The organism is Mycobacterium florentinum (genome assembly GCF_010730355.1).
In the GTDB taxonomy this organism is placed as follows: domain Bacteria; phylum Actinomycetota; class Actinomycetes; order Mycobacteriales; family Mycobacteriaceae; genus Mycobacterium; species Mycobacterium florentinum.
The window spans coordinates 2,700,241-2,726,571 of sequence record NZ_AP022576.1 but is presented as its reverse complement, the minus strand read 5'-3'; the positions used below and the strand labels follow the sequence as shown (position 1 = coordinate 2,726,571).

The 26,331-nt window shown below is 66.4% G+C and carries 29 protein-coding genes and 2 pseudogenes; 26 read left to right on the top strand and 5 right to left on the bottom strand.

Annotated elements, in window-relative coordinates; all coding sequences use genetic code 11:
* The first annotated feature begins 39 nt into the window (after window positions 1-39).
* The 7 genes from fusA to G6N55_RS12765 all read left to right on the top strand — a co-directional run bounded on the left by fusA (window position 40) and on the right by G6N55_RS12765 (window position 8,411).
* Complete coding sequence (fusA, locus tag G6N55_RS12795; RefSeq protein WP_085222924.1) at window positions 40-2,145, top strand: elongation factor G; 2,106 nt, start codon at window positions 40-42, stop codon at window positions 2,143-2,145.
* Between the two features lie 100 nt (window positions 2,146-2,245).
* Window positions 2,246-3,436, top strand: coding sequence for an elongation factor Tu (tuf, locus tag G6N55_RS12790; protein ID WP_085222925.1), 1,191 nt, complete (start codon window positions 2,246-2,248; stop codon window positions 3,434-3,436).
* 172 nt (window positions 3,437-3,608) lie between these two features.
* Window positions 3,609-4,400 carry a PE family protein gene (locus tag G6N55_RS12785; RefSeq protein WP_085222926.1) on the top strand — a complete coding sequence of 264 codons (792 nt, stop codon included), beginning with the start codon at window positions 3,609-3,611 and terminating at the stop codon, window positions 4,398-4,400.
* A gap of 93 nt (window positions 4,401-4,493) precedes the next feature.
* The gene (locus tag G6N55_RS12780; protein ID WP_085222927.1) at window positions 4,494-5,318 is read left to right on the top strand and encodes an SHOCT domain-containing protein; all 825 of its coding nucleotides are present in this window, start codon (window positions 4,494-4,496) and stop codon (window positions 5,316-5,318) included.
* Between the two features lie 78 nt (window positions 5,319-5,396).
* Complete coding sequence (locus G6N55_RS12775; RefSeq protein WP_085222928.1) at window positions 5,397-6,224, top strand: mycofactocin-coupled SDR family oxidoreductase; 828 nt, start codon at window positions 5,397-5,399, stop codon at window positions 6,222-6,224.
* A gap of 25 nt (window positions 6,225-6,249) precedes the next feature.
* Window positions 6,250-7,422, top strand: coding sequence for an NAD(P)/FAD-dependent oxidoreductase (locus tag G6N55_RS12770; protein ID WP_085222929.1), 1,173 nt, complete (start codon window positions 6,250-6,252; stop codon window positions 7,420-7,422).
* Between the two features lie 5 nt (window positions 7,423-7,427).
* A complete protein-coding gene (locus G6N55_RS12765) occupies window positions 7,428-8,411 on the top strand; it encodes a D-2-hydroxyacid dehydrogenase family protein (protein ID WP_085222930.1) in 984 nt (327 codons plus the stop codon).
* Here the strand turns inward: G6N55_RS12765 and G6N55_RS12760 are convergent.
* From G6N55_RS12760 to mftR, 4 genes and pseudogenes are all read right to left on the bottom strand, one after another.
* Window positions 8,408-8,839, bottom strand: a pseudogene (locus G6N55_RS12760) (VOC family protein); the annotation flags it as partial. The gene G6N55_RS12765 and the pseudogene G6N55_RS12760 overlap by 4 nt on opposite strands.
* A pseudogene (locus G6N55_RS12755) lies at window positions 8,799-9,053 on the bottom strand (RNA polymerase sigma factor); the annotation flags it as partial. The pseudogenes G6N55_RS12760 and G6N55_RS12755, both read right to left, overlap by 41 nt.
* Before the next feature lie 68 nt (window positions 9,054-9,121).
* Entirely contained in the window at window positions 9,122-10,168 is a 1,047-nt protein-coding gene (locus G6N55_RS12750) for a DUF2332 domain-containing protein (protein WP_085222931.1), read from the bottom strand.
* A 2-nt stretch (window positions 10,169-10,170) separates the two neighbouring features.
* The gene (gene mftR / locus G6N55_RS12745) at window positions 10,171-10,761 is read right to left on the bottom strand and encodes a mycofactocin system transcriptional regulator (protein WP_085222932.1); all 591 of its coding nucleotides are present in this window, start codon (window positions 10,759-10,761) and stop codon (window positions 10,171-10,173) included.
* 98 nt (window positions 10,762-10,859) lie between these two features.
* On the opposite strand from mftR, the gene mftA reads away from it, so the two are divergent.
* From mftA to G6N55_RS12700, 8 genes are all read left to right on the top strand, one after another.
* Window positions 10,860-10,949, top strand: coding sequence for a mycofactocin precursor MftA (gene mftA, locus G6N55_RS12740; protein ID WP_036466690.1), 90 nt, complete (start codon window positions 10,860-10,862; stop codon window positions 10,947-10,949).
* Complete coding sequence (gene mftB / locus G6N55_RS12735) at window positions 10,934-11,263, top strand: mycofactocin biosynthesis chaperone MftB (protein ID WP_179968143.1); 330 nt, start codon at window positions 10,934-10,936, stop codon at window positions 11,261-11,263. Before mftA ends, mftB begins: the two co-directional genes overlap by 16 nt.
* Window positions 11,260-12,450 (top strand): mycofactocin radical SAM maturase, encoded by a 1,191-nt coding sequence (gene mftC, locus G6N55_RS12730; protein ID WP_085222934.1) that lies wholly within the window; start codon window positions 11,260-11,262, stop codon window positions 12,448-12,450. The genes mftB and mftC overlap by 4 nt, the downstream gene beginning before the upstream one ends.
* 2 nt (window positions 12,451-12,452) lie before the next feature.
* Window positions 12,453-13,643: a pre-mycofactocin synthase MftD gene (mftD, locus tag G6N55_RS12725; protein WP_085222935.1), complete on the top strand. Its 1,191-nt coding sequence runs from the start codon at window positions 12,453-12,455 to the stop codon at window positions 13,641-13,643.
* Between the two features lie 248 nt (window positions 13,644-13,891).
* Window positions 13,892-14,623 carry a mycofactocin biosynthesis peptidyl-dipeptidase MftE gene (gene mftE, locus G6N55_RS12720; protein WP_085222936.1) on the top strand — a complete coding sequence of 244 codons (732 nt, stop codon included), beginning with the start codon at window positions 13,892-13,894 and terminating at the stop codon, window positions 14,621-14,623.
* Complete coding sequence (mftF, locus tag G6N55_RS12715) at window positions 14,620-16,032, top strand: mycofactocin biosynthesis glycosyltransferase MftF (protein WP_085222937.1); 1,413 nt, start codon at window positions 14,620-14,622, stop codon at window positions 16,030-16,032. The genes mftE and mftF overlap by 4 nt, the downstream gene beginning before the upstream one ends.
* Before the next feature lie 8 nt (window positions 16,033-16,040).
* The gene (gene mftG, locus G6N55_RS12710; protein WP_179968142.1) at window positions 16,041-17,474 is read left to right on the top strand and encodes a mycofactocin dehydrogenase MftG; all 1,434 of its coding nucleotides are present in this window, start codon (window positions 16,041-16,043) and stop codon (window positions 17,472-17,474) included.
* Between the two features lie 1,013 nt (window positions 17,475-18,487).
* Entirely contained in the window at window positions 18,488-19,093 is a 606-nt protein-coding gene (locus tag G6N55_RS12700; protein ID WP_264002037.1) for a TetR/AcrR family transcriptional regulator, read from the top strand.
* On the opposite strand, the gene G6N55_RS12695 is transcribed toward G6N55_RS12700, so the two are convergent.
* Window positions 19,059-20,309 carry a cytochrome P450 gene (locus tag G6N55_RS12695; protein ID WP_085222940.1) on the bottom strand — a complete coding sequence of 417 codons (1,251 nt, stop codon included), beginning with the start codon at window positions 20,307-20,309 and terminating at the stop codon, window positions 19,059-19,061. The two genes, G6N55_RS12700 and G6N55_RS12695, sit on opposite strands and share 35 nt — an antisense overlap.
* 452 nt (window positions 20,310-20,761) lie before the next feature.
* Here G6N55_RS12695 and rpsJ point away from each other — a divergent pair, with 452 nt between their 5' ends.
* From rpsJ to rpsQ, 11 genes are read left to right on the top strand one after another with little or no spacing between them, the layout of a single operon-like run.
* A complete protein-coding gene (gene rpsJ / locus G6N55_RS12690; RefSeq protein WP_003873519.1) occupies window positions 20,762-21,067 on the top strand; it encodes a 30S ribosomal protein S10 in 306 nt (101 codons plus the stop codon).
* 15 nt (window positions 21,068-21,082) lie between these two features.
* A complete protein-coding gene (gene rplC / locus G6N55_RS12685; protein WP_036466700.1) occupies window positions 21,083-21,736 on the top strand; it encodes a 50S ribosomal protein L3 in 654 nt (217 codons plus the stop codon).
* On the top strand, window positions 21,736-22,404 hold the full coding sequence (rplD, locus tag G6N55_RS12680) for a 50S ribosomal protein L4 (protein ID WP_085222941.1): 669 nt from the start codon (window positions 21,736-21,738) through the stop codon (window positions 22,402-22,404). The genes rplC and rplD overlap by 1 nt, the downstream gene beginning before the upstream one ends.
* The gene (gene rplW / locus G6N55_RS12675; protein ID WP_085222942.1) at window positions 22,404-22,706 is read left to right on the top strand and encodes a 50S ribosomal protein L23; all 303 of its coding nucleotides are present in this window, start codon (window positions 22,404-22,406) and stop codon (window positions 22,704-22,706) included. The genes rplD and rplW overlap by 1 nt, the downstream gene beginning before the upstream one ends.
* 29 nt (window positions 22,707-22,735) lie before the next feature.
* Window positions 22,736-23,578 carry a 50S ribosomal protein L2 gene (gene rplB, locus G6N55_RS12670; RefSeq protein ID WP_085222943.1) on the top strand — a complete coding sequence of 281 codons (843 nt, stop codon included), beginning with the start codon at window positions 22,736-22,738 and terminating at the stop codon, window positions 23,576-23,578.
* An 18-nt stretch (window positions 23,579-23,596) separates the two neighbouring features.
* Window positions 23,597-23,878, top strand: a complete 282-nt coding sequence (gene rpsS / locus G6N55_RS12665; protein ID WP_025738376.1) for a 30S ribosomal protein S19 — start codon at window positions 23,597-23,599, stop codon at window positions 23,876-23,878.
* Window positions 23,875-24,438 (top strand): 50S ribosomal protein L22, encoded by a 564-nt coding sequence (gene rplV / locus G6N55_RS12660; RefSeq protein ID WP_085222944.1) that lies wholly within the window; start codon window positions 23,875-23,877, stop codon window positions 24,436-24,438. The genes rpsS and rplV overlap by 4 nt, the downstream gene beginning before the upstream one ends.
* A complete protein-coding gene (gene rpsC / locus G6N55_RS12655; RefSeq protein WP_085222945.1) occupies window positions 24,438-25,268 on the top strand; it encodes a 30S ribosomal protein S3 in 831 nt (276 codons plus the stop codon). Before rplV ends, rpsC begins: the two co-directional genes overlap by 1 nt.
* Window positions 25,269-25,271: 3 nt before the next feature.
* Entirely contained in the window at window positions 25,272-25,688 is a 417-nt protein-coding gene (gene rplP / locus G6N55_RS12650; protein ID WP_085222946.1) for a 50S ribosomal protein L16, read from the top strand.
* Complete coding sequence (gene rpmC / locus G6N55_RS12645; protein ID WP_085222947.1) at window positions 25,688-25,921, top strand: 50S ribosomal protein L29; 234 nt, start codon at window positions 25,688-25,690, stop codon at window positions 25,919-25,921. Before rplP ends, rpmC begins: the two co-directional genes overlap by 1 nt.
* Window positions 25,921-26,265 (top strand): 30S ribosomal protein S17, encoded by a 345-nt coding sequence (gene rpsQ, locus G6N55_RS12640; protein ID WP_085222948.1) that lies wholly within the window; start codon window positions 25,921-25,923, stop codon window positions 26,263-26,265. The genes rpmC and rpsQ overlap by 1 nt, the downstream gene beginning before the upstream one ends.
* Window positions 26,266-26,331: the final 66 nt, after the last annotated feature.

Sequence of the window (26,331 nt, the reverse complement as noted above, 5' to 3'; positions counted from 1 at the left end):
AGATAGCTAACTAGGCAACGAAAGAGTGGGAAGACTTCTGTGGCACAGAAGGACGTGCTGACCGACCTGACCAAGGTCCGCAACATCGGCATCATGGCGCACATCGACGCCGGTAAGACGACGACGACCGAGCGCATCCTCTACTACACCGGTATCAGCTACAAGATCGGTGAGGTCCACGACGGCGCCGCCACCATGGACTGGATGGAGCAGGAGCAGGAGCGCGGAATCACCATCACCTCCGCGGCCACCACCTGTTTCTGGAATGACAACCAGATCAACATCATCGACACACCCGGGCACGTCGACTTCACCGTCGAGGTGGAGCGCAGCCTGCGTGTTCTCGACGGTGCCGTTGCCGTGTTCGACGGCAAGGAGGGCGTCGAGCCGCAGTCCGAGCAGGTCTGGCGTCAGGCCGACAAGTACGACGTGCCGCGGATCTGCTTCGTCAACAAGATGGACAAGATCGGCGCCGACTTCTACTTCTCGGTCCGCACGATGGAAGAGCGCCTCGGCGCCAACGTCATCCCGATCCAGCTGCCCGTCGGCTCCGAAGGCGACTTCGAGGGCGTCGTCGACCTGGTCGAGATGAAGGCCAAGGTGTGGCGGGGCGAGACCAAGCTCGGCGAGACCTACGAGACCATCGACATCCCTGCCGAATTGCAGGAGAAGGCCGACGAGTACCGCACCAAGCTGCTCGAGTCCGTCGCCGAGACCGACGAGGCGCTGCTGGAGAAGTACCTCGGCGGCGAAGAGCTCACCGTCGCCGAGATCAAGGGCGCCATCCGCAAGCTGACCATCAGCTCAGAGGCCTACCCGGTGCTGTGCGGCAGTGCGTTCAAGAACAAGGGCGTGCAGCCGATGCTGGACGCGGTCATCGACTACCTGCCCTCGCCGCTGGACGTGCCGCCGGCCATTGGCCACGCGCCGGGCAAAGAGGACGAGGAGATCACCCGCAACCCGTCGACGGACCAGCCCTTCTCGGCGCTGGCGTTCAAGGTCGCCACGCACCCGTTCTTCGGCAAGCTGACCTACGTCCGGGTGTACTCGGGCAAGGTCGACTCCGGCAGCCAGGTCATCAACGCCACCAAGGGCAAGAAGGAGCGGCTGGGCAAGCTGTTCCAGATGCACTCCAACAAGGAGAACCCGGTCGAGACGGCCTCGGCGGGGCACATCTACGCGGTGATCGGCCTCAAGGACACCACCACCGGTGACACCCTGAGCGACCCCAACCAGCAGATCGTGCTCGAGTCGATGACCTTCCCCGACCCGGTGATCGAGGTGGCCATCGAGCCCAAGACGAAGAGCGACCAGGAGAAGCTGTCGCTGTCGATCCAGAAGCTCGCCGAGGAGGACCCGACCTTCAAGGTGCACCAGGACGCGGAGACCGGCCAGACCGTCATCGGTGGTATGGGCGAGCTGCACCTGGACATCCTGGTCGACCGGATGCGCCGCGAGTTCAAGGTCGAGGCCAACGTCGGCAAGCCCCAGGTCGCCTACAAGGAGACCATCAAGCGGATCGCGGAGAAGGTCGAATTCACCCACAAGAAGCAGACGGGTGGTTCGGGCCAATTCGCGAAGGTGCTCATCAACCTCGAGCCGTTCACCGGCGAGGACGGTGCGACCTACGAATTCGAGAACAAGGTCACCGGTGGTCGCATCCCACGCGAGTACATCCCGTCGGTGGATGCGGGTGCCCAGGACGCGATGCAGTACGGCGTGCTGGCCGGCTACCCGCTGGTGAACCTGAAGGTCACCTTGCTCGACGGTGCCTACCACGAGGTTGACTCCTCGGAAATGGCATTCAAGATCGCAGGGTCACAGGTGCTGAAAAAGGCTGCGCAGCAAGCCCAGCCGGTGATCCTCGAGCCGATCATGGCGGTCGAAGTGACCACACCCGAGGACTACATGGGTGACGTGATCGGCGACCTGAACTCCCGCCGTGGCCAGATCCAGGCCATGGAGGAGCGGGCTGGTGCGCGCGTCGTTCGGGCGCACGTCCCGCTGTCGGAGATGTTCGGCTATGTCGGCGACCTGCGGTCCAAGACTCAAGGCCGGGCGAACTACTCCATGGTGTTCGACTCGTACGCCGAAGTCCCCGCGAACGTCTCGAAGGAGATCATCGCTAAGGCGACGGGCGAGTGAACATCAGCTCGGAGTAACCTAGCCCGGTTACCACCGCGGCACTTACAACAACATCAACACTGCTTTTCAAAAGCACCAATCAGTCCAGGAGGACACAGAAGTGGCGAAGGCGAAGTTCGAGCGGACGAAGCCGCACGTCAACATCGGGACCATCGGTCACGTTGACCACGGCAAGACGACACTGACCGCGGCGATCACCAAAGTCCTGCATGACAAGTACCCGAACCTCAACGAGTCGCGCGCCTTCGACCAGATCGACAACGCGCCCGAGGAGCGTCAGCGCGGTATCACCATCAACATCTCCCACGTGGAGTACCAGACCGAGAAGCGTCACTACGCCCACGTGGACGCCCCGGGTCACGCCGACTACATCAAGAACATGATCACCGGCGCGGCTCAGATGGACGGCGCCATCCTGGTGGTTGCCGCGACCGACGGCCCGATGCCGCAGACCCGTGAGCACGTGCTGCTCGCGCGTCAGGTCGGCGTGCCCTACATCCTGGTCGCGCTGAACAAGGCCGACATGGTCGACGACGAGGAGCTGCTCGAGCTCGTCGAGCTCGAGGTACGCGAGCTGCTGGCCGCCCAGGAGTTCGACGAGGAGGCTCCGGTCATCCGCGTCTCGGCGCTCAAGGCGCTCGAGGGCGACGCCCAGTGGGTCGAGTCCGTCGAGCAGCTGATGGACGCCGTCGACGAGTCGATTCCGGACCCGGTCCGTGAGACCGACAAGCCGTTCCTGATGCCCGTCGAGGACGTCTTCACGATCACCGGTCGTGGCACCGTGGTCACCGGCCGTGTCGAGCGCGGCGTGATCAACGTGAACGAGGAAGTCGAGATCGTCGGCATCAAGCCGACCAGCACCAAGACCACGGTCACCGGTGTGGAGATGTTCCGCAAGCTGCTCGACCAGGGGCAGGCCGGCGACAACGTCGGGCTGTTGCTGCGTGGTATCAAGCGTGAGGACGTCGAGCGCGGCCAGGTTGTGGTCAAGCCCGGCACCACCACGCCGCACACCGAGTTCGAGGGCAGCGTCTACATCCTGTCCAAGGACGAGGGCGGCCGGCACACGCCGTTCTTCAACAACTACCGTCCGCAGTTCTACTTCCGCACCACCGACGTGACCGGTGTGGTGACGTTGCCGGAGGGCACCGAAATGGTGATGCCCGGTGACAACACCAACATCTCGGTGAAGCTGATCCAACCCGTCGCCATGGACGACGGGCTGCGGTTCGCGATCCGCGAGGGTGGCCGTACCGTCGGCGCCGGCCGGGTCGTCAAGATCATCAACTAGCTCTACAGCGCAGAGCCCGGACTGGCCGATTTCGGCGGTCCGGGCTTTGTGCATTTCGGGCCTGCATAAAGCTGCACACCTGGTCAGCTAATTTCCGGTAAGATCCTGCAATGTCCAGTCTGAAATTGACGGTCGGGGAAGTTGACCGTCGCGGCCTGGCCGGGAGGTTCGGATGTCGTTCGTAAATGCGACGCCGGAGTATGTGGCGGCTGCGGCATCAGACTTGGCAAAAATCGGTACCGCCATCAACACCGCCAACTCGGCGGCGTCCGGCGCGACTTCGGCCGTTGAGGCCGCTGGCGCCGACGCGGTGTCGGCGAGCATCTCGCACCTGTTCGGCGTGCACGCCGCGGCCTACCAGGCCATCAGCGCTCAGGCGGCGCTGTTCCATCAGCAATTCGTCGAGCTCATGAGCGGTGGCGCGACCCAATATGCCGACACCGAGGTCGTCAACGCGATGCCGCTGCAGGCGGCCGCGCAGCCCGTGCTGGGCGCGGCCGGCGCATCGGGCCAGGCACTGAGCTCGCAGCAGGCGGTCATCGGCGCCGCGGCACAGGCGGGTGGCATGGCGTCGGGGGTGCCGGTTGCAGCGGCCGTGCAGCCGGGTGCCACGGCGCCGGCCGCCGCGGTGGCACCGGCGGCCGCGCCGGCCGCGGCGACAGTGACCCCGATGGCGGCGACCACCACGGTGGCGGCCGCGCCGGCGGGATCGGCGGCTTCGGCCCCCGCGGCCACGGCGCCGCACGCACAGGCACCGTCTTATGGGCCGGCCCCGGCGGCCCCGGCGGCGGCAGTGGATGTATCCGGCCCGGCGACCGCCTCGGCTGCCCCGGCGGATGTGGCGACCGCGGAGCTCTCGTCGGCCTCGATGTTGCCGGCGGCGATACCGGCCGTGTCGAGTGGCCTGGCCACGCCGGCCCCGGCGGCGTCTCCCAAAGGCCGGCCTCCCACACCATCGCGCTGACCGGCCAGGGCTGATGCACGCTCCGGCTATGGATACAACGCATGCGACAGCGCTAATCTGACACGAACTTCCCGGCAAGGCGAGGAGACCCACGTGTTGGCGCGCTATCTCAAGACGCAGTTGGTGGTTTTGCTGTGCGGCGGTTTGGTCGGGCCGATCTTTCTGGTCGTCTACTTCACTCTCGGCCTGGGCAACGTGCTGCAGTGGATGTTCTATGTCGGGCTGCTCATCACCGTGGCCGACGTTCTGATCGCGCTCGCACTGACCAACTACGGCGCCAAGTCGGCGGCCAAGTCGGCTTTGCTGGAACAGCACGGCGTGCTGGCGCTCGCCCAGATCACCGGGCTCGCCGAGACGGGGACCCGGATCAACGACCAGCCGCTGGTGAAGGTCGACCTGCACATCGCCGGGCCTGGGTTCACACCGTTCGACAGTCAAGACCGGGTCATCGCCAGCGTCACCAGGTTGGGCAATCTCACCGCGCGCAAGCTCGTGGTACTGCTCGACCCCACCACGCAGGAATACCAAATCGACTGGGAACGAAGCGCTTTGGTCAACGGGCTGGTGCCGGCGCAGTTTACGGTGGCCGAGGACAACAGGACCTATGACCTGAGCGGGCAGGCGGGACCGCTGATGGAGATCCTGCGGATCCTCAAGGACAACAACGTTCCGCTCAACCGGATGGTCGACATCCGGTCAAACCCGGGGCTGCGTCAGCAGATCCAAGCCGTGGTGCGCCGCGCGGCCGAGCAGGCACCCGCCGCGCAAGGCGCCCCGGCCGGGGCGTCACCGGTCGGCTCACCCCCACAGGCATCGATCGCCGAGCGACTCCAACAGCTCGAGACGTTGCGCACCAGTGGCGCGTTGACCGACGAGGAGTACAACGCGCGGCGGACCCAGATCATCTCGGAGATCTGAGCGCTACGAGTCTTCGAACCAAGTTAGAACACGTTTCAGTTTCGCTGCTAGCCTGTGATTCGGCGAAAGGGGCGTGCCGTGTCGGGACGTGACGGATCACTGCAAGGACGGGTGGCATTCGTTACCGGTGCCGCCCGCGCGCAAGGGCGCGCACACGCGGTGCGGCTGGCCCGTGAGGGCGCCGACATCATCGCGCTCGATATCTGCGCATCCGCGTCGGACACCGTGACGTACACGCCGGCCACCCCCGAAGATCTCAGCGAGACCGTCCGACTGGTGGAGGCCGAGGGCCGCAAGATCCTGGCCCGTGCCGGGGACATTCGCGACGACCCCACGGTGCGCCAGTTGGTGGCCGACGGCGTGGAGCAGTTCGGCCGGCTCGACATCGTGGTCGCCAACGCCGGTGTGCTGGGCTGGGGCCGGGTCTGGGAACTCACCGACGAGCAGTGGGACACCGTCATCGGGGTCAACCTGACCGGCACCTGGCGCACCCTGCGCGCCGCGATTCCCGCGATGATCGAGGCCGGCAACGGCGGATCGATCATCGTCGTCAGCTCGTCGGCCGGCCTGAAGGCCACACCAGGCAACGGCCACTACTCGGCCAGCAAGTTCGGGCTGACCGCACTGACCAACACCCTGGCGATCGAGCTCGGCGAATACGGCATCCGGGTCAACTCCATCCATCCCTACTCGATCGACACCCCGATGATCGAACCGGAAGCGATGATGGAGATCTTCGCCAAGCATCCCCGCTTTGTGCACAGCTTCCCGCCAATGCCGATGCAGTACAAGGGATTCATGGCGGCCGAAGAGGTCTCCGACGTCGTAGCCTGGCTGGCGGGCGACGGCGCGGGCACGATTACCGGAATGCAGATCCCCGTCGATAAGGGTGCCCTAAAGTACTGACCGCCCCGCGTGCTATGAACTCCACGTGAGCAATAAAGGAATCGTGATCGTCGGGGGTGGGCTCGCGGCTGCGCGCACGGCCGAGCAATTGCGCCGGTCGGATTACACCGGGCCCGTCACGATCGTCAGCGACGAGGTCCATCTGCCCTACGATCGGCCGCCGTTGTCCAAGGAAGTGCTGCGCAAAGAGGTCGACGACGTCGTCCTCAAGCCGCGTGAGTTCTACGACGAGAACAACATCACGCTGCGGCTCGGTGCGGCGGCCACCGGCCTGGACACCGCCGCGCAGACGCTGACCCTTTCCGACGGAACCTCGCTCGGTTACGACGAGCTGGTGATCGCGACGGGGTTGGTCCCGCGACGGATTCCCGCGTTCCCGGATCTGGACGATATTCGCGTGCTGCGCTCGTTCGACGAGAGCATGGCGCTGCGCGAGCACGCTTCCGAGGCGCAGCACGCCGTGGTGGTCGGCGCCGGCTTCATCGGCTGCGAGGTCGCGGCCAGCCTGCGCAGCCTGGGGGTCGACGTGGTGCTGGTGGAGCCGCAGCCGACGCCGCTGGCGTCGGTGCTCGGCGAACAGATCGGCGAACTGGTGTCGCGCCTGCATCGCGGCGAAGGCGTCGACGTGCGTACCGGTATCGGTGTGGCCGAGGTGCGCGGAGACGGCCGGGTCGACACCGTGGTGCTCAGCGACGGCACCGAGCTTGCCGCCGATTTGGTGGTCGTCGGCATCGGATCGCGGCCGGCCACCGAATGGCTGGAGGGCAGTGGTGTCGACGTTGACAACGGTGTCATCTGTGACGAGGCCGGGCGCACCACTGCGCCCAACGTGTGGGCGCTAGGAGATGTCGCCTCGTGGCGTGATGCGACGGGACATCAAGCGCGCGTGGAGCATTGGAGCAACGTGGCCGACCAAGCCAGGGTGGTGGTGCCCGCGATGCTTGGGCAAGAGGTGCCGTCTATCGCGGTCGTGCCGTACTTCTGGAGCGACCAGTACGACGTCAAAATCCAGTGCCTGGGCGAGCCGGAGGCCACCGACATCGTGCACCTCGTCGAGGACGACGGACGAAAGTTCCTGGCCTACTACGAGCGGGACGGGGTAGTGGTCGGCGTGGTCGGCGGCGGTTTGCCGGGCAAAGTCATGAAGGCCCGCGGTAAAATCGCTGCGGCAACACCGATTTCGGAGATGCTAGGCTGACACCCATGCCCCGGGTGGCGATACTCGATGACTACGCCGGTATGGCACTCGAGCTCGCCGACTGGTCGCCGGTGCGGAGCCGATCCGAGATCACCGTCTTCGACCGGCATCTCTCTGAAGCGGAAGCCGCAGAGGTACTGCAGCCGTTCGACGTGATCTGTACCCTGCGCGAACGGATGGCATTGCCGCGCAAGCTGATCGAGCAGCTTCCAAATCTGAAGTTGATCACGATCGTGGGCATGAGCCTGCCGAACCTGGACATGGCCGCGGCCAGCGAATTTGGCGTCCTGGTTGCCCATTCGGATTTCGCCAACCCGCGATTCCGCGCGGTCCGCGACGCCACTCCCGAACTCGCGTGGGGGTTGTTGACCGCGACGGTGCGCAACCTGGCCGACGAGCACCGGCGGATGCGCGATGGCGGGTGGCAGAGCAGTGTCGGCGTGACGCTGGCCGGCAAGACCCTCGGGCTGCTGGGTCTGGGTCGGACCGGAAAGCGGATGGCCGAGTACGCCAACGTGTTTGGCATGGAAGTCATTGCGTGGAGCCAGAACCTGACCGAGGAGGCCGCGACGGCGGCCGGTGCGCGCCGGGTCGACAAGGCGGCGTTGTTCGAATCCTCCGACGTGGTCTCCATCCATCTGGTGCTCTCCGAGCGCACGCGTGGCCTGGTCGGCGAACCCGAGCTGGCCCTGATGAAACCGCACGCCTATCTGATCAACACGTCCAGGGGCCCGATCGTCGACGAGACGGCGCTGATCTCGGTGCTGCGGACGGGGCGCATCGCCGGCGCCGGCCTCGATGTCTATGACATCGAACCTCCCGCGCCCGACCATCCGTTACGCCGTCTGCCGAATGTGACGTTGTCTCCCCACCTGGGATACGTCACTCGCGAGATGCTGGCCGCCTTCTATTCGGACAGCATCGAAGCCGTGGTCGCCTGGCTGGACGGAGCGCCGATCCGGATCGCCAACCCCGAGGCGCTGAGCTAGAACTGCCCCAGGTAGAACCGCGCACCCTGATCGTCGGTGCACTCGGCGCTGATGCCGTAGGGCTGGCGGGCCGGCTCGGCCAGCACGGTGCCGCCCGCTTCGCGGACCCGCGCGATCGCCACCTCGATATCGGCGACCGTCCACATCGGCACGGTGGCGGGACGCGTGCTGCCACCGGCCGCGCCGGCCATCGGATGCGACCCCACCACCTGCCAGCCGTCGCTGACGCGGCCCGGCTCGAAGGTCCACCGCAGCAGTCGGCCATAGAACTCGCGGAATCCGGCCGAATCCGCCACCTCGTAGGTGACATAGGACAGTTCGCCGGGCCCGGAACCGTTGATTTCCGGGCGCTTTCGGCCGGCAATGGGTTGGTGCACCGCGAACGCCGTGCCGTGCGGGTCGGTGGCGTCGAGCAGCACGCCGTACTCGGTGTCCCGGATACCACGGGATCGAAATCGGCGGCGGTTCGGCCCTGCGCGCGGCGTCCATCGCCGCGAGGAAGGTCTCCGACGTCAGGTCCTCCGCCGCGCCACGATCGCCGCAGCGTCGGACGAAGTACCCGTAAACCACTGGCAACGCCTCGTCGTAGAGCGCCAAAAGCGCGCGTCGAGCGTCGGATTGGTGACCCTTTTCGGCGCTCACACCCTTATCGTCGCGGCGGCAACGCCAACTCCGACGGGTTGTGGGCGAAAATTTTTTGCCTATCGCGCCTATTGCCAGTTCACGGGTGGGCCGTGCGGATGGCACTCGCCCAGAACCACAGCGTCGCCGCCCGGCCAGCGACGGGCGCGCACCAGGAACTTGAGCGGACTGCCCCGTCCGTCGCGCGCGGGTTCCATCGTCAGATGCGCGAACGGTGCGGCGGACTTCGCGCGCTCGCCGAGTGCGTTGACGCGAGCGCGTACGGCGCCCCGTTCGTCCTGTGACAGGTACTGCCACGTGATCGAATGCCACAGCACGGTCAGCGCGCCCTCGGCCAGGGTCAGGCCGGCGACCGCGGCGGCGGCGCTCTGCCGCACCAGCTGCGCGGGTACGTTGCGGGCGACCGCGATGGCGCCACGCAGCCGCTCCAGCCGGGCGGCCTGGTCGGGCCAGACGTAGCTCAGCGCGGTCATCTCCCCGTCGGCGCCGGTGACGTCGACGGGCGCGATGTCATAGCCTCGCCGCTCGGCTATCCGCACCGAACCGGCCGGCGGTAACCGACCCTGCCATGCGTCGTCGATCAAAACCGGCGAGTCGATCGGTCCCCACTGCCCGCCGGCATGGCGGTAGTGATACCGGTCGGCCCGAAGGTTCAGTCCGGCACTCGATCCAATCTCGAAAAGCCGTATCGGCAAATCGATTTCGTGATTAATCCGCAGCAACCCGCCGATCAGGGCGGCGGATCGGCCCACCTCGTTGGTTTGCGGCGGATGTCCCAGCGCCGCGCGCAGACCCTCGGCATGGCCTTGCGCGACAAGCGTGATCTCGGGCCACGCACTGCCCGCATCCCAGGTGCCGCCGGTGCTGGGATACCAGCGGCGCAACACCGCTGCCCGGCCGTCGAGCACCAATCGGTGCAAACCGCCCAGCAGCCGCAGCGGCACCGCCTCGCGCGACGGGACGTCTTCCTGTCCGGACAGGATCGCTGCGAAGACGCCGCCTGTTTCGACGTCGGAGGCCACCAGCTCGAACAGTTCCTCGTACATCGTCGACCCCGACGTGCCGCAGAATCGCCCCTGCGCGCGCAGGGTGTGCAGCAGGTGCTCGGTGCTCACGGTTACAGCTTGCCCAGCCCGGCGCCGACGACGTCGAAGGCCTTGCCGAGTGCGGTCTGCAACGTGACGGATTCGTCTCGCAGCCAATGCTCGTAGGCCGAGAGCGCGACCCCGAGCAGCGTCCATGCGACGGTCTGCGGCAGCAGGTCGGTCGTCTCGGCTCCCGTGCGCCGCGCGACGAATTCCGCGATCACCTCGCGCCAGCCGGCGTACATCGTCATCGAATACGCCTGCAGTTCGGCGGTCTGCAGGATGACACGCATCCGCTGACGGTGCGCGACGGTCTCGGAGTCGTTAAAGGTGTTGAACGCCAACAGCGCTGCCCGCAACGCCCCACCCAACCGAACTCGCGGGCCGACACTGTCGAGCAGCTCCCGCAGATGCGCGAGATGGGTGTCGAATTCGCCCCACGGGATGGCGTTTTTGGAGGCGTAGTAGCGGAACAGCGTGCGCCGCGAGATCCCGGCAGCCTGCGCAACATCGTCGACGCTCACCTCGGCAAATCCCCGCTCGGTGAACAGCTCGATCGCGACGTCGGTGATGTGGCCCGGTGTCGTCGAGCGGCGCCGGCCGACTCGCGACTGTGGAAGCATCAGACCAGCCCTTCCATTACGGCACTCGATGCCATATTCTGACGACGATTGTGACAAGATCGACCATCGTTGTCGAGACCGTACGAGAGGCAATTCATATGGACCGCGAAATCGAAACCGACGCCGAGCTGGTCACCGAGACCCTGGTTGAAGAGGTGTCCATCGACGGAATGTGCGGGGTTTACTGACCGTGCCTGCGTCCGCGCAGGCTCGACCGACCGAAGGCCGGTTCGACCCTGATCGCGGTTGGCGATTGCACCCGCAGGTCGCGGTTCGACCGGAACCGTTTGGCGCACTGCTCTATCACTTCGGCACCCGCAAGCTTTCTTTTCTGAAGAACCGCACCATCCTCGCGGTGGTGCGGTCGCTGGCCGACCATCCCGACGTCCGGTCGGCCCTGCGGGTCGAGGGGGTCGAGGACTGCGAGCAGGGACCTTATCTGCACGCGTTGGGTGTGTTGGTCGATTCCCGCATGCTGGTGCCCCAGGAGGACCATCAATGACAACAGCGGCCGTACCGCGGCTCATCGAACAATTCGAGCACGGGCTCGATGCGCCCATCTGCCTGACGTGGGAGCTCACCTACGCCTGCAACCTGGCCTGCGTGCACTGCCTTTCCTCGTCGGGTAAGCGCGATCCACGCGAGCTGTCCACCCGGCAGTGCATGGACATCATCGACGAGCTGGAACGCATGCAGGTGTTCTACGTCAACATCGGTGGCGGGGAACCCACTGTGCGCTCGGACTTTTGGGAGCTGGTCGACTATGCGACCGCCCACCATGTCGGGGTCAAGTTCTCGACCAACGGGGTTCGCATCACGCCGGAGGTCGCCGCGCGACTGGCGGCCAGCGATTACGTGGATGTGCAGATCTCGCTGGACGGTGCTACCGCGGAGGTCAACGACGCGGTCCGCGGGCCCGGGTCGTTCGCGATGGCGGTGCGTGCGCTGGAGAACCTGGCCGCGGCCGGATTCAAAGACGCCAAGATCTCCGTCGTGGTGACCCGGCACAACGTCGACCAGCTCGACGAATTCGCTTCTCTGGCAAGCCGTTACGGCGCCACGCTGCGGATCACCCGGTTACGGCCGTCGGGGCGTGGCGCGGACGTGTGGGAAGAACTGCACCCGACCGCGGCCCAGCAGGTTCAGCTCTACGACTGGCTGGTCGCCAAGGGGGAGCGGGTGCTCACCGGTGACTCCTTCTTCCACCTGGCGCCACTCGGCTCCTCCGGTGCGCTGTCCGGGCTGAACATGTGCGGCGCCGGCCGGGTGGTGTGCCTGATCGATCCGGTGGGAGACGTGTACGCCTGCCCGTTCGCCATCCACGACCGCTTCTTGGCCGGAAACGTGTTGTCCGACGGCGGTTTTGACAACGTCTGGAAGAACGCACCGCTTTTCCGCGAGCTGCGTGAGCCGCAATCGGCCGGCGCTTGCGGCAGTTGCGGGCACTACGACAGCTGCCGTGGCGGCTGCATGGCGGCCAAATTCTTTACCGGCCTGCCGATGGACGGGCCGGATCCCGAATGCGTCCAGGGGCACAGTGCGTCGGCGCTGGCCCGCAACCGGGAGACCCCGCGTCCGCGTGCCGACCACTCGCGCGGCCAGAAGGTGCGCCAGCCGGTGCCGCTGACCCTGTCGGTGCGGCCGCCCCAGCAACCGCCGGCGCGGCTGTGCAACGAAAGCCCCGTCTAGCCATGGCCGACGAGTGGTTTGAAACCGTCGCGATCGCTCAACAGCGCGCAAAGCGGCGGCTGCCGAAATCCGTTTATTCAGCCCTTGTTGCGGCCAGTGAAAAGGGAATCACGGTTTCCGACAACGTCGATGCTTTCGGCGAACTCGGTTTTGCGCCCCATGTGGTAGGTGCGCAAGAAAAGCGCGATTTATCAACAACCGTTATGGGACAAGATATTTCCCTGCCGGTGTTGATTTCGCCGACCGGCGTTCAGGCGGTCGACCCCGACGGTGAGGTCGCCGTCGCGCGGGCGGCTGCGGCACGGGGAACGGCGATGGGTTTGTCGTCGTTCGCCAGCAAGCCGATCGAGGAAGTGATCGCGGCAAACTCCAAGCTGTTCTTCCAGGTGTACTGGCTGGGCGGGCGCGACGCGATCGCCGCGCGGGTCGAGCGGGCGCGCGCGGCCGGTGCGGTCGGTTTGATCGTCACCACCGACTGGTCGTTCTCGCATGGGCGCGACTGGGGCAGCCCCAAGATTCCCGAAGAGATGAACCTGCGGACCATTCTGAGATTGTCTCCGGAGGCGGCCTTCAAGCCCCGGTGGTTCCTGAAGTGGGCGAAGACCATGCGTCCGCCGGCGCTCTCGGTGCCGAACCAGGCGGCGCGCGGGGAGGCCGGTCCGCCTTTCTTCCAGGCCTACGGGGAGTGGATGGGCACCCCCCCACCGACCTGGGAAGACATCGCCTGGCTGCGCGAGCTGTGGGGCGGGCCGTTCATGCTCAAGGGCGTCATGCGGGTCGATGACGCGAAAAGAGCTGTGGATGCCGGTGTTTCGGCGATATCGGTGTCCAACCACGGCGGCAACAACCTGGACGGGACGCCCGCGTCGATCCGCGCGCTGCCCCCGGTGGTGGCGGCCGTCGGCAATCAGGTCGAGGTGTTGCTGGACGGTGGCATCCGGCGTGGGAGCGACGTGGTCAAGGCCGTGGCGTTGGGAGCGCGGGCGGTGATGATCGGCCGTGCCTATCTCTGGGGCCTCGCCGCGAATGGTCAGGCCGGCGTCGAGAACGTGCTCGACGTCTTGCGCGGCGGCATCGACTCGGCGCTCATGGGGCTGGGGCACGCCTCGGTCCACGATCTGTCGCCGGACGACATTCTGGTGCCGGACGGCTTCACCCGGACGCTCGGCGTGCCGCCGGGCGGACGGGCTTGATCGCGGCACGGTCGACCGAATTCTGACCATGTTGGGCAACTTTGCCCAATTTCGGGCCGGGTGCCCTCCCGGACTTCGTCGTCAGTGAAGCCGAATTCGCGCGGATCTGGGATTGCCAGCGAAAATCGACGTATGCGAAAATTGTGATACGCGCGTGGCAACCGTGACGAACGAGCCGACTTTCGGCGCCTTGATGAACAACCCAGAAAAAAAATAACTTTGAACGCTCAACAATTGGTGCACGCCAGGTGAATTCGGCCTACCATCACCGAGTGCCCGTACTCGGCGAATTAGGAGCTGCGACGTCGAGCGAGCTATTGAGCACCTCGCCGCCGATAATGATCCCGCTGGGGTCGACCGAGCAACATGGTCCGCACCTGCCGCTGGACACCGATACCCGCATCGCGACGGCGGTCGCCAGGGGGGCCCGGGCAAGCCTCGAGCAGGCGTGGTTGGTCGCGCCGGCCATCGCCTACGGCGCCAGCGGCGAGCACCAGAGTTTCGCCGGAACGATCTCCATCGGCACCGACGCGCTGACGATGCTGCTGGTCGAGTACGGCAGGTCGGCCGCCTGCTGGGCCCAGCGCCTGGTCTTTGTCAACGGCCACGGCGGCAACGCGGAGGCGTTGCACCGCGCGGTGACCACGCTTCGCGCCGAGGGACGCGACGTCGCGTGGTGCCCCTGCGCGACCGCCGGCGCCGACGCCCATGCCGGCCATACCGAAACATCGGTGTTGCTGCATATCTCGCCGTCCGATGTGCTGACCGACCGGTGGCTCGCCGGGAACCGGGCACCGCTGCCCGAGTTGCTCCCCGCGATGCGTACCGGCGGAGTCGCGGCGGTCAGCCCGGTGGGAGTGTTGGGGGACCCGACCACCGCCACTGCGGCCGAGGGCAAGCGCATCTTCTCCGAGATGGTCGACGGTTGTGTGCGCCGGATCGTGCGTTGGTCGCCCGGCCCCGACGGGATGCTGACATGAGTCAGCCTCGACTGCCGGACGGGTTCGCCGTTCAGGTCGATCGCCGCGTGCGGGTGCTCGGCGACGGCTCCGCCCTGCTGGGCGGCTCACCGACCCGGCTGCTCAAGCTGGCGCCCGCCGCTCAGGGCATGCTCTCCGATGGCCGGCTGAAGGTCCGCGACGACCTCAGCGCTCAGCTGGCCCGCACTCTGCTGGACGCCACCGTCGCCCATCCGCGCCCGGCCGGCGGCCCATCGCACCGCGATGTCACCGTGGTAATCCCGGTGCGGGACAACGTTTCTGGTGTTGGGCGTTTGTTGAACTCATTGCGCGGTCTGCGCGTGATCGTGGTCGACGACGGTTCGCTGTCGCCGATCGAGCAGGCGGACTTTGCCGGCACGCACTGCGATATCGAGGTGCTCCACCACCCCCGCAGCAAGGGTCCGGCAGCGGCGCGCAACACCGGTCTGGCCGCATGCACCACCGACTTCGTCGCGTTCATGGACTCCGACGTCTCGCCGCGCCGCGGCTGGCTGGAAGCCCTCCTCGGGCACTTCTGCGACCCGACCGTGGCCCTGGTCGCGCCGCGCATCGTGGGCTTGGCGCACAGCGAGAACGTGGTGGCCCGGTACGAGGCGGTGCACTCCTCACTGGACCTCGGGCAGCGGGAAGCGCCGGTTTTGCCGCACAGCACGGTGTCCTACGTGCCCAGCGCGGCGATCATCTGCCGCCGCTCGGCCATCTGTGAGGTCGGCGGTTTCGACGAGACCATGCAGTCCGGCGAGGACGTCGACCTGTGCTGGCGACTGATCGAGGCGGGCGCCCGGCTGCGCTACGAACCGATCGCGCTGGTCGCGCACGATCACCGCACGCAATTGCGGGATTGGCTTGCGCGCAAGGCATTTTACGGCGGTTCCGCGGCACCGCTGTCGGTGCGCCACCCCGACAAGACCGCCCCGGTGGTGATCTCGGGGTGGGCGCTGATGGCGTGGATTCTGATGGCGCTCGGCACCAGCCTGTCCCAGGTGGCCTCGATCGTGATCGCGATCGTGACCGGTCGGCGCATCGCCAAAGCCATGCGCAGTGCCGATACCGCGTTCACCGATGTCGTGGTGATCGCGACTCGCGGTCTGTGGTCGGCGGCGCTGCAGCTGGCCTCGGCCATCTGTCGGCACTACTGGCCCGTCGCGTTGCTCGCCGCCATCGTGTCGCGACATTGCCGACGCGTCGTGGTGGTCGCGGCCGTGATGGACGGAGTGGTCGACTGGCTGCGCCGCCGGGACGCCACCGGCGACGAGGCCGAGCCGATCGGGCTGCTCACCTACCTGTTGCTCAAGCGCGTCGACGACCTGGCTTACGGCCTCGGGCTGTGGTGGGGCGTGGTCCGCGAGCGTAACCTGCGCGCGCTCAAACCGCAGATCCGGACCTAGCCGCCGCCTTGACCAGCACGCACAGCGATGTGCTGATCGTCGGCGCCGGAAGTGCCGGATCGGTTGTTGCCGAACGTCTTTCCGCCGACCCCGGCCGCACCGTGACCGTTCTCGAGGCCGGGCCCGCGCTCGCCGATCCGGCGCTGCTGGCCCAAACCGCCAACGGGCTACAGCTGCCGATCGGGGCGGGCAGCCCGCTGGTGCAGCGCTACACCAGCCGCATCACCGATCAGCCCGTTCGCGAGCTGCCGATCGTGCGGGGGGCGACGGTCGGGGGTTCCGGGGCGGTCAATGGTGGGTACTTCTGTCGCGGATTGCCGCGCGATTTCGATCGTGCCGCGATACCGGGCTGGGCGTGGTCCGACGTTATCGACCATTTCCGCGCCATCGAGACCGACCTGGATTTCACCGGTCCCGCCCACGGTGACAGCGGGCCGATCCGGGTGCGCCGAACCCACGAAATGACCGGTACCAGTGAACGTTTCATCGCAGCGGCGCGGGCTGCCGGGTTTTCCTGGATTGCCGACCTCAATGATTGCGGGCCGGAGCTGGTCCCGGGTGTCGGTGCGGTGCCGCTCAACATCGTCGACGGCGTCCGCATCGGGTCGGGCGCCGGATATCTGCTGCCGGCGCTGGGGCGATCCAACCTGACTGTGCTGTCGTGGACTCGGGCCGTGCAATTGCGGTTCGACGGCACAGCCGCCGCGGGAGTCGACGCGGTGGGTCCGCAAGGACCCACGACGCTCACCGCTGATCGAATCGTTTTGTGCGCCGGTGCTATTCAAACAGCGCAGCTGCTGATGCTGTCCGGCATCGGCGATGAGGCAATGTTGCGGGCGCTCGGCGTGCCGGTGACGGCGCCGCTCCCGGTGGGAATGTTCTGCAGCGATCACCCGGAGTGGGTGTTGCCCACCGACTGGACGGTGGCCACCGGCCGGCCCGTGCTGGAGGTGGTACTCAACGCCGCCGAGGACATCGAGATCAGACCGTACACGGGCGGGTTCGTCGCGATGACGGGTGACGGCACCGCGGGGCATCCCGACTGGCCGCATCTCGGGGTCGCGCTGATGCAGCCGCGAGCACGCGGGCGTATCTCGCTGGTGTCGGCCGATCCGGCCGTTCCCCCGCGCATCGAGCACCGCTACGACAGCGAGCCCGAGGACGTCGCCGCATTGCGCCGCGGCAGCGAGTTGGCACGTGAACTCGCCAGTGCGGCAACATATGTCGGGCCACCGGCGTGGGCGACATCGCAGCACCTGTGTGCCAGTGCCCCGATGGGGTCTGACGACGACCCGCACGCGGTCGTCGACCCCCGGTGTCGCGTGCGCGGGCTGGACAACCTATGGGTGATCGACGGCTCGGTCTTGCCCGCCATCACCAGCCGCGGTCCGCACGCGACCATCGTGATGCTCGGACACCGCGCGGCGGAATTCGTTGCCTGACTGTCCTTTTGGCAGTCCGTGTTACGAGACGAGTTGAAATTCGGTTGCGGCGTCAACCCGGTGCGGGGGGTGTCGCGCACGAGGATCAGATGGCGCGCCTGCGACGGCGTGGCAATCGGCCGGCCGTATTCGCGGGCGGTCCGCGCTACCTTCTCCACGAGTTCGGCGTTCGATCGCGCCGTGCGCCCCGAAGCGAGGTACGTCGTGTACCTCCATTGCCGTGCGAACCTGACCGCCCTTGTCGACGCCCCTGTTGATCGCGGCGCCCCGGGTGGAGACCTCGATGGTCATCTCGAGGACTCGCGCCTTGACCGCTTCGATCGTTTCGCCGTAGCGCTCGGCCCGCAGGCATTCGGCGCCATCGTCCGCCCGGACGCGCAGATGCAACACCGAGGCTCGACTGTCGCGAATTCCGATTCAGTCCCCGCCCCGTTCGATAACAATGCGCCGCAATAGGTTTCGGCCCCCTCGGCGAGTGTGGCCCCTTGCGGTCCGAGCTGTCCGGCCAGGAACCGCACCCATGATCGCCGAAGTCGTTGAGGCCGTGTAGATCCCGATACCAGTGCCGGGAGCGCCGCGATGATCGCCGCGGCGCCGATGCCGCCCCACACCGGCGGATCCCCCCAGCCCCGATTGGGTGCTTCCAGGATGGCGGCCACCGCGATCGCGACGGCCGAGCCGACCGCGAACCTGCAATCCGTTCAGCGGGACGCCGCGCCTGCTGTAACGATCACCGATCGCACCGGCCGGCAGCAGCAGGCGGGCCGGCGCCACGGTGTAGCCGCCGACGAGGCGCGCCCGCGAGGGCTACCGCCAATGCTCACTGCATCAGTACGCTGGTCAGGCCGGATCAGGACATCGACCATGAGATGCGCATCCCTTCGGGAGCGCGCGAGGGTTCGAGACCAATAGCCTCGTAGGCGGACCGATAGTCTTGTTTCTAAACAGGGAGGTGAGTCACAATCACCGAGGGAAGTACTGATCCGCGACCCGCGCGATCGCGGGCTCGCTTACTGGAAGCCGCCGCGTCGCTGCTCAACTCCGGGGGCCCCAGTGCGGTGACCGTGGAAGCGGTCACCCGGACCGCCAACGTGGCGAGAGCTACGCTGTATCGCCACTTCCCGAGTGGTAATGATTTGCTGGCCGCGGCGTTCAACAGCCTGATACCGCCGTCCCCGATACCGCCCGACGAGGGCTCGCTGCGGGATCGGCTTGTCGCCCTGGTGCTCGCCCAAGCCGAATCGGTGGCGCAAGCGCCCGCGGTGATGACGGCCATGTCCTGGCTGTCCCTGGGCCGCGATCTGGACGAATTGCCGGAGCCCCACCGCGCCAGCTCCACCGACAGCCCGGCGATCACCACGCTTCGCGAACGCATCGCCGCGCAGTACGCCGCGCCGTTCGACGCCTTATTCGACAGCCCGGAGGCCGCGGAACTCGGTGAGGTGGACCGATCCCGGGCGATCGCCCTGCTGATCGGTCCGCTGGTGCTCGGGCGTCTGTCCACGCTGCCGGACTTTGACTATCGGGAATGCGCGCTCGCGGCCGTCGACGGTTTCCTGCACGTTCAGCGTGCGCAGGGCAGGGCTAGCGCAGCGAGTACCGAATCGGCAGGTGCTTGAAACCACCGACGAACGTCGTGGCGACGAGTTCCGGTTCCCCGTTGAAATCAATGGATTTCAGCCGCGGCAACAGTTCGGTGAACAGGCCGCTCAGCTCCATGCGGGCCAGGGCGGCGCCCAGGCAGAAGTGAACGCCGTAGCCGAATGCCAAGTGCTTGTTCGGATCCCGGCCGACGTCGAAGCGGAACGGCTCGTCGAACACTTCCTCGTCCCGGTTGGCCGAAACGTAGGACAAATACACCGATTCCCCCGCGGCGATCGGTACGCCGCTAATAGTGGTGTCCTTGACGGCGGTGCGCATGAATTCCTTGACCGGGGTCACCCAGCGGATCATTTCCTCGACGGCCGACGGCATCATTCCCAGGTTGTCGATCAATCGCCGGCGCTGGTCGGGATTTTCGATCAACGCCCGCAGACCGCCCGCGATCGTCGAGCTGGTGGTGTCATGGCCGGCGGTGGCGACGATGACGTAATAAGACGCGGCGTCGATGTCGGACAGTGGCTTGCCGTTGACCGTGGCGTTGGCGATCGCCGAGGCCAGGTCCTCGGTCGGCCGTTCGCGCCGCGACGCGGTGAGCGCGGTGAAGTAGTCGAACAATTCCAGCACCACCTCGAGCTGCTGCTCGGGTGTGCTGCCGCGGCGACGTTCGGCGTCGCTGACCCCGAAGAGCTCCTGGGTGAGCGCGAGTATGCGGGGAAAGTCCGATTCCGGCAGCCCGAGCAGCGACATGATCACGTACAGCGGGTAGTTCGCCGCGACCTCTTGGACGAAGTCGCATTCGTTGCCTGCGGCCACCATTTTGTCGACATGGATCTTGGCCAGGTCGGCGATGCGAGCCTGCAGGGCGCGCATCGCCCTGGGCCGAAACCAGTCCGCGCCGATCGCGCGAAACGCCCGGTGGTCGGAGCCGTCCATGTGGACCAGCGTGCGCAGGCCCACCCCGGCGTCCAGCCGGGCGCGGTCCAGCGCGTCGACCTCGGCGGGAGCGAGCACGGTCCTGGCTTCGTTGACGAACAATTCGTCGGCGCGCTCGATCCGCATGATGTCGGCGTGCTTGGTGACAGCCCAGAACGGTAGGTAAGGCTCCCAGTCGACCAGGGACACCGGTGCCTGTGCGCGTAGGTGGCTCAGTGCCGCATGGAATCGCGCCTCGTCGGTGTAGGCGATGGGATCGATCAACACCTTCGCGGCATCGTCGACAATCGGCGTGCTCATGGTCCCCCTTGCCCGAATCGGCGCCCCAAATCCGACGCTAAGCGCCGGGTGACCATCGGCGAAGGACCACTCTCCTCGCTACTATTCGAAATCGCCTATCTGACCTGGTCGCGGGATTCTGGCCGGGATTTGGGCGGGATTTTGTTTGGGCCATGATCTAGGGCATACTGTTCGGGTTGCCTTGAGCCGGGTTCGCGCCTGGCCGGGCATACGACCAGCGCCCAAACGGGTGCGTCCGGTCCCATCCTTGGAGCGACTATTTTTTGGCCGCGAACAAGGCTGTGTGAGGGTGACACGCCCGACCGCGGGGGCCGGTGAACCACGACAGGTAAACAGCGGCGCAGTATCCGGCGCAGCGCTCGATCGGCCCCAGATGGGCCGGGTCGAGTCGGCGCGTCGGTGGCACCAGGCCCGGATACCCGGGCCTCAAGAGGAGTGAGGGTAGGAGAAGCGTGGCGGGACAGAAGATCCGCATCAGGCTTAAGGCCTACGACCATGAGGCCATTGACGCCTCGGCGCGCAAGATCGTCGAGACCGTCGTCCGTACGGGTGCCAGCGTCGTAGGGCCGGTGCCGCTGCCGACCGAGAAGAATGTGTATTGCGTCATCCGCTCCCCGCATAAGTACAAAGACTCGCGGGAGCACTTCGAGATGCGCACCCACAAGCGGTTGATCGACATTCTTGATCCGACGCCGAAGACCGTTGACGCTTTGATGCGCATCGACCTTCCGGCCAGTGTCGACGTCAACATCCAGTAGGAGATCGGCGAACTCATGGCAAGAAAAGGCATTCTGGGTACCAAGCTGGGCATGACGCAGGTGTTCGACGAGAACAACCGGGTCGTGCCGGTGACTGTGGTCAAGGCGGGGCCCAACGTGGTCACGCGGATCCGCACCCCGGAACTCGACGGCTACAGCGCCGTGCAATTGGCCTACGGCGAGATCAGCCCACGCAAGGTCAACAAGCCCGTCACGGGCCAGTACACCGCCGCGGGCGTTAACCCGCGCCGCCATCTGGCCGAGCTGCGTCTGGACAACCCGGAGGCGGCTGCCGAATACGAGGTCGGCCAGGAGCTGACGGCGGAGATCTTCGCCGACGGCGCCTATGTCGACGTGACCGGAACCTCCAAGGGCAAGGGCTTCGCCGGAACCATGAAGCGTCACGGCTTCCGCGGCCAGGGCGCCAGCCACGGTGCCCAGGCGGTACACCGTCGTCCGGGTTCCATCGGTGGCTGCGCCACTCCCGCGCGCGTCTTCAAGGGCACCCGGATGGCGGGCCGGATGGGCAACGACCGGGTGACCGTGCAGAACCTGGTGGTGCACAAGGTCGATGCCGAGAACGGCGTGCTGTTGATCAAGGGTGCGGTCCCCGGCCGCACCGGCGGACTCGTCGTGGTTCGCACCGCGATCAAACGAGGTGAGAAGTAATGGCAGCGCTAAAAATTGACGTAAAGACGCCGGACGGCAAGGTCGATGGCTCGATTGAGCTGCCCGCCGAATTGTTCGACGCCCCCGCCAATATCGCGTTGATGCACCAGGTCGTCACCGCGCAGCGCGCGGCGGCCCGCCAGGGCACGCACTCGACCAAGACGCGCGGCGAGGTCAGCGGTGGTGGCCGTAAGCCTTACCGGCAGAAGGGCACCGGACGTGCGCGGCAGGGTTCGACCCGCGCCCCGCAGTTCACCGGTGGTGGCACCGTACACGGCCCCAAGCCGCGCGACTACAGCCAGCGCACGCCGAAGAAGATGATCGCCGCCGCATTGCGCGGGGCGCTGTCCGACCGGGCCCGCAACGGCCGCATCCACGCGATCACCGAGCTGGTGTCGGGTCAGACTCCGTCGACCAAGAGCGCCAAAGCATTTCTGAGCACGCTGACCGATCGCAAGCAGGTGCTGGTCGTCATCGGCAGCACCGACGAGGCCGGTGCCAAGAGCGTGCGCAACCTGCCCGGTGTGCACATCCTGGCGCCGGGTCAGCTCAACACCTATGACGTGCTGCGCTCCGACGACGTGGTGTTCAGCGTCGAGGCGCTCAACGCCTACATCGCGGCAGCAACGGGAACCGCGGACAACAACGATGTGGAGGTTTCGGCCTGATGGCGACCGTCACTGACCCACGCGACATCATCCTGTCTCCGGTCATCTCGGAGAAGTCGTACAGCCTGCTCGACGACAACGTGTACACCTTTGTGGTGCACCCCGATTCGAACAAGACGCAGATCAAGATCGCTATCGAGAAGATCTTTTCCGTCAAGGTCGCATCGGTGAACACCGCGAACCGACAGGGCAAGCGGAAGCGCACCCGGACCGGGTTTGGCAAGCGCAAGGGCACCAAGCGCGCGATTGTCACCCTGGCCCCGGGCAGCAAGCCGATTGACCTGTTCGGAGCACCGGCCTAGCCGCGCCCGAGAGAAAGACCTGATAAGACATGGCAATTCGCAAATACAAGCCGACGACCCCGGGTCGCCGCGGCGCGAGCGTGTCCGACTTCGCCGAGGTCACTCGTTCGGAGCCGGAGAAGTCGCTGGTGCGCCCGCTGCACGGGCACGGTGGGCGTAATGCCCACGGCCGCATCACCACTCGCCACAAGGGTGGCGGTCACAAGCGTGCTTACCGGGTGATCGACTTCCGGCGTAACGACAAAGACGGTGTCAACGCCAAGGTCGCGCACATCGAGTATGACCCGAACCGCACCGCCAACATCGCGCTGCTGCACTTCCTCGATGGCGAGAAGCGCTACATCATTGCCCCGCAGGGACTCTCGCAGGGCGACGTGGTGGAGTCCGGCGCCAACGCGGACATCAAGCCGGGTAACAACCTGCCGCTGCGCAACATCCCGGCCGGTACGTTGGTCCACGCCGTGGAACTGCGGCCGGGCGGTGGCGCCAAGATGGCGCGGTCGGCCGGATCCAGCATCCAGTTGCTCGGTAAAGAAGGCACTTACGCGTCGTTGCGTATGCCCAGTGGTGAGATCCGCCGCGTCGATGTGCGCTGCCGCGCCACCGTCGGCGAGGTGGGCAACGCCGAGCAGGCGAACATCAACTGGGGCAAGGCCGGTCGTATGCGCTGGAAGGGCAAGCGCCCGACCGTCCGTGGTGTCGTGATGAACCCGGTGGACCACCCGCACGGTGGTGGTGAGGGCAAGACCTCCGGTGGTCGCCACCCGGTCAGCCCGTGGGGTAAGCCCGAGGGCCGCACCCGTCAGCCGAACAAGGCCAGTAACAAGCTCATTGTCCGACGCCGGCGCACCGGCAAGAAGCACGGTCGCTAGGAAGTCGAGGAGTAGCAGATGCCACGCAGCCTGAAAAAGGGACCGTTCGTCGACGACCACCTGCTCAAGAAGGTGGACGTACAGAACGAGAAGAACAGCAAGCAGGTCATCAAGACCTGGTCGCGTCGTTCGACGATCATTCCCGACTTCATCGGCCACACCTTTGCGGTGCACGACGGCCGCAAGCACGTCCCGGTGTTCGTTACCGAGGCGATGGTCGGCCACAAGCTCGGTGAGTTCGCGCCGACGCGCACCTTCAAGGGCCACATCAAGGACGACCGAAAGGCCAAGCGCCGATGAGCACCTCGACGACTGAATATCCGTCGGCCGTCGCCAAAGCACGGTTTGTGCGGGTTTCGCCGACGAAGGCGCGCCGGGTCATCGACCTGGTGCGCGGCAAGTCGGTGACCGACGCGCTCGACATCTTGCGCTGGGCGCCACAGGCCGCCAGTGAGCCGGTCGCCAAGGTGATCGCCAGCGCCGCGGCCAACGCGCAGAACAACGACGGCCTGGACCCGGCGACCCTGGTGGTTGCCTCGGTCTACGCCGACGAGGGCCCCACCGCCAAGCGCATCCGCCCGCGCGCCCAGGGTCGCGCGTTCCGGATCCGCCGGCGCACCAGCCACATCACCGTCGTGGTGGAAAGCCGTCCGAGCAAGGACCAGCAGTCGTCCAAGTCGTCGCGGACCCGCCGCGCCGAGGGCAGCAAGGCCGCCGCGAAGGCGCCGGCCAAGAAGGCTCCGGCCAAGGCGCCCGCCAAGAAGGCACCCGCTGCCAAGAAGGCGCCCGCGAAAAAGGCTGCGCCGCAATCTGAAGCCAAGACGTCTGAGACTTCTGACGCGAAGGGAGGCTCAGACTAGTGGGCCAGAAGATCAATCCGCACGGCTTCCGGCTGGGGATTACCACCGACTGGAAGTCCCGCTGGTACGCCGACAAGCAGTACGCCGACTACGTCAAGGAAGACGTGGCGATCCGCCGGCTGCTGTCCACCGGTCTGGAGCGCGCCGGCATCGCCGACGTGGAGATCGAGCGCACCCGCGACCGCGTCCGGGTCGACATCCACACCGCGCGTCCCGGTATCGTCATCGGCCGCCGCGGCACCGAGGCCGACCGGATCCGTGCCGACCTGGAGAAGCTGACCGGCAAGCAGGTCCAGCTGAACATCCTCGAGGTGAAAAACCCGGAGTCGCAAGCACAATTGGTGGCTCAGGGTGTTGCCGAGCAGCTGAGCAACCGTGTGGCGTTCCGTCGCGCGATGCGTAAGGCCATCCAGTCGGCGATGCGCCAGCCCAACGTCAAGGGCATCCGGGTGCAGTGCTCGGGCCGCCTCGGTGGCGCCGAGATGAGCCGCTCGGAGTTCTACCGCGAGGGCCGGGTTCCGCTGCACACGCTGCGCGCCGACATCGACTACGGCCTGTACGAGGCCAAGACCACCTTCGGCCGGATCGGTGTGAAGGTGTGGATTTACAAGGGCGACATCGTCGGTGGCAAGCGCGAATTGGCCGCTGCCGCACCGGCGGGCGCCGACCGTCCGCGCCGCGAACGGCCGTCGGGCACCCGCCCTCGCCGCAGCGGTGCATCGGGTACCACGGCCACCAGCACTGAGGCTGGGCGTGCCGCGGGCGCCGAGGAAAACGCCGCCCCCGCGGAAGCTGCGCCTGCACCCGAACCGCAGAGCACGGAGAGCTGAATCATGTTGATTCCCCGCAGAGTTAAGCACCGCAAGCAGCACCATCCACGCCAGCGCGGCATCGCCAGCGGTGGCACGCAGGTGAACTTCGGCGACTTCGGCATCCAGGCCCTCGAGCACGCCTACGTCACCAACCGGCAGATCGAGTCGGCTCGTATCGCGATCAACCGGCACATCAAACGTGGCGGCAAGGTGTGGATCAACGTGTTCCCAGACCGTCCGCTGACCAAGAAGCCCGCGGAAACCCGGATGGGTTCCGGTAAGGGCTCGCCCGAGTGGTGGATCGTCAACGTCAAGCCCGGCCGGGTGCTGTTCGAGCTCAGCTACCCCAACGAGCAGACCGCCCGCGAGGCGCTCACCCGGGCAATCCACAAGCTGCCGATCAAGGCACGCATCATCACCCGAGAGGATCAGTTCTGATGGCAGTGGGTATTTCGCCTGGCGAACTGCGGGAGCTCACCAATGAAGAGCTGACCGACCGCTTGCGCGAGTCCAAGGAGGAGCTGTTCAATCTCCGTTTCCAAATGGCGACGGGACAGCTCAACAACAACCGCCGGCTGCGCACGGTGCGTTCGGAGATCGCCCGTGTCTACACGGTGCTGCGTGAACGAGAGCTGGGCCTGGCGTCCGGACCCGACGGTAAGGAATCGTGATGGCAGAAGCTAAGGCCGCCCCCAAGCAAGCCGCCGGCAAGGATGGCGCTTCGAAAGAGAAGGGGCCGCAGCACACCCCGGCGAACCCGAAGACACGTGGCCGTCGCAAGACGCGCATCGGCTACGTGGTGAGCGACAAGATGCAGAAGACCATCGTGGTCGAGCTGGAAGACCGTATGCGTCACGCGCTGTACGGCAAGATCATCCGGACGACCAAGAAGGTCAAGGCGCACGACGAGGACAGCGTCGCCGGCGTCGGCGACCGTGTCTCGTTGATGGAGACCCGCCCGACGTCGGCCACCAAGCGGTGGCGTCTCGTCGAGGTGCTGGAAAAGGCCAAGTAACTTCCGAGCGACAAGCAACGCCCGAGACAGCACGGTCTCGGGCGTTTTGCTTTCGGCCTGAATCGT

Excerpts from the sequence above, each read along its gene's own strand:
- G6N55_RS12785 (WP_085222926.1), top strand. The coding sequence starts at position 3,609 with ATGTCGTTCGTAAATGCGACGCCGGAGTATGTGGCGGCTGCGGCATCA.
- G6N55_RS12765 (WP_085222930.1), top strand. The coding sequence starts at position 7,428 with ATGCCCCGGGTGGCGATACTCGATGACTACGCCGGTATGGCACTCGAG.
- mftR (WP_085222932.1), bottom strand. The coding sequence starts at position 10,761 with ATGCTTCCACAGTCGCGAGTCGGCCGGCGCCGCTCGACGACACCGGGC.
- mftA (WP_036466690.1), top strand. The coding sequence starts at position 10,860 with ATGGACCGCGAAATCGAAACCGACGCCGAGCTGGTCACCGAGACCCTG.
- mftC (WP_085222934.1), top strand. The coding sequence starts at position 11,260 with ATGACAACAGCGGCCGTACCGCGGCTCATCGAACAATTCGAGCACGGG.
- mftD (WP_085222935.1), top strand. The coding sequence starts at position 12,453 with ATGGCCGACGAGTGGTTTGAAACCGTCGCGATCGCTCAACAGCGCGCA.
- mftF (WP_085222937.1), top strand. The coding sequence starts at position 14,620 with ATGAGTCAGCCTCGACTGCCGGACGGGTTCGCCGTTCAGGTCGATCGC.
- G6N55_RS12695 (WP_085222940.1), bottom strand. The coding sequence starts at position 20,309 with ATGAGCACGCCGATTGTCGACGATGCCGCGAAGGTGTTGATCGATCCC.
- rplC (WP_036466700.1), top strand. The coding sequence starts at position 21,083 with ATGGCAAGAAAAGGCATTCTGGGTACCAAGCTGGGCATGACGCAGGTG.
- rplD (WP_085222941.1), top strand. The coding sequence starts at position 21,736 with ATGGCAGCGCTAAAAATTGACGTAAAGACGCCGGACGGCAAGGTCGAT.
- rplW (WP_085222942.1), top strand. The coding sequence starts at position 22,404 with ATGGCGACCGTCACTGACCCACGCGACATCATCCTGTCTCCGGTCATC.
- rplB (WP_085222943.1), top strand. The coding sequence starts at position 22,736 with ATGGCAATTCGCAAATACAAGCCGACGACCCCGGGTCGCCGCGGCGCG.
- rpsS (WP_025738376.1), top strand. The coding sequence starts at position 23,597 with ATGCCACGCAGCCTGAAAAAGGGACCGTTCGTCGACGACCACCTGCTC.
- rplV (WP_085222944.1), top strand. The coding sequence starts at position 23,875 with ATGAGCACCTCGACGACTGAATATCCGTCGGCCGTCGCCAAAGCACGG.
- rplP (WP_085222946.1), top strand. The coding sequence starts at position 25,272 with ATGTTGATTCCCCGCAGAGTTAAGCACCGCAAGCAGCACCATCCACGC.
- rpmC (WP_085222947.1), top strand. The coding sequence starts at position 25,688 with ATGGCAGTGGGTATTTCGCCTGGCGAACTGCGGGAGCTCACCAATGAA.
- rpsQ (WP_085222948.1), top strand. The coding sequence starts at position 25,921 with ATGGCAGAAGCTAAGGCCGCCCCCAAGCAAGCCGCCGGCAAGGATGGC.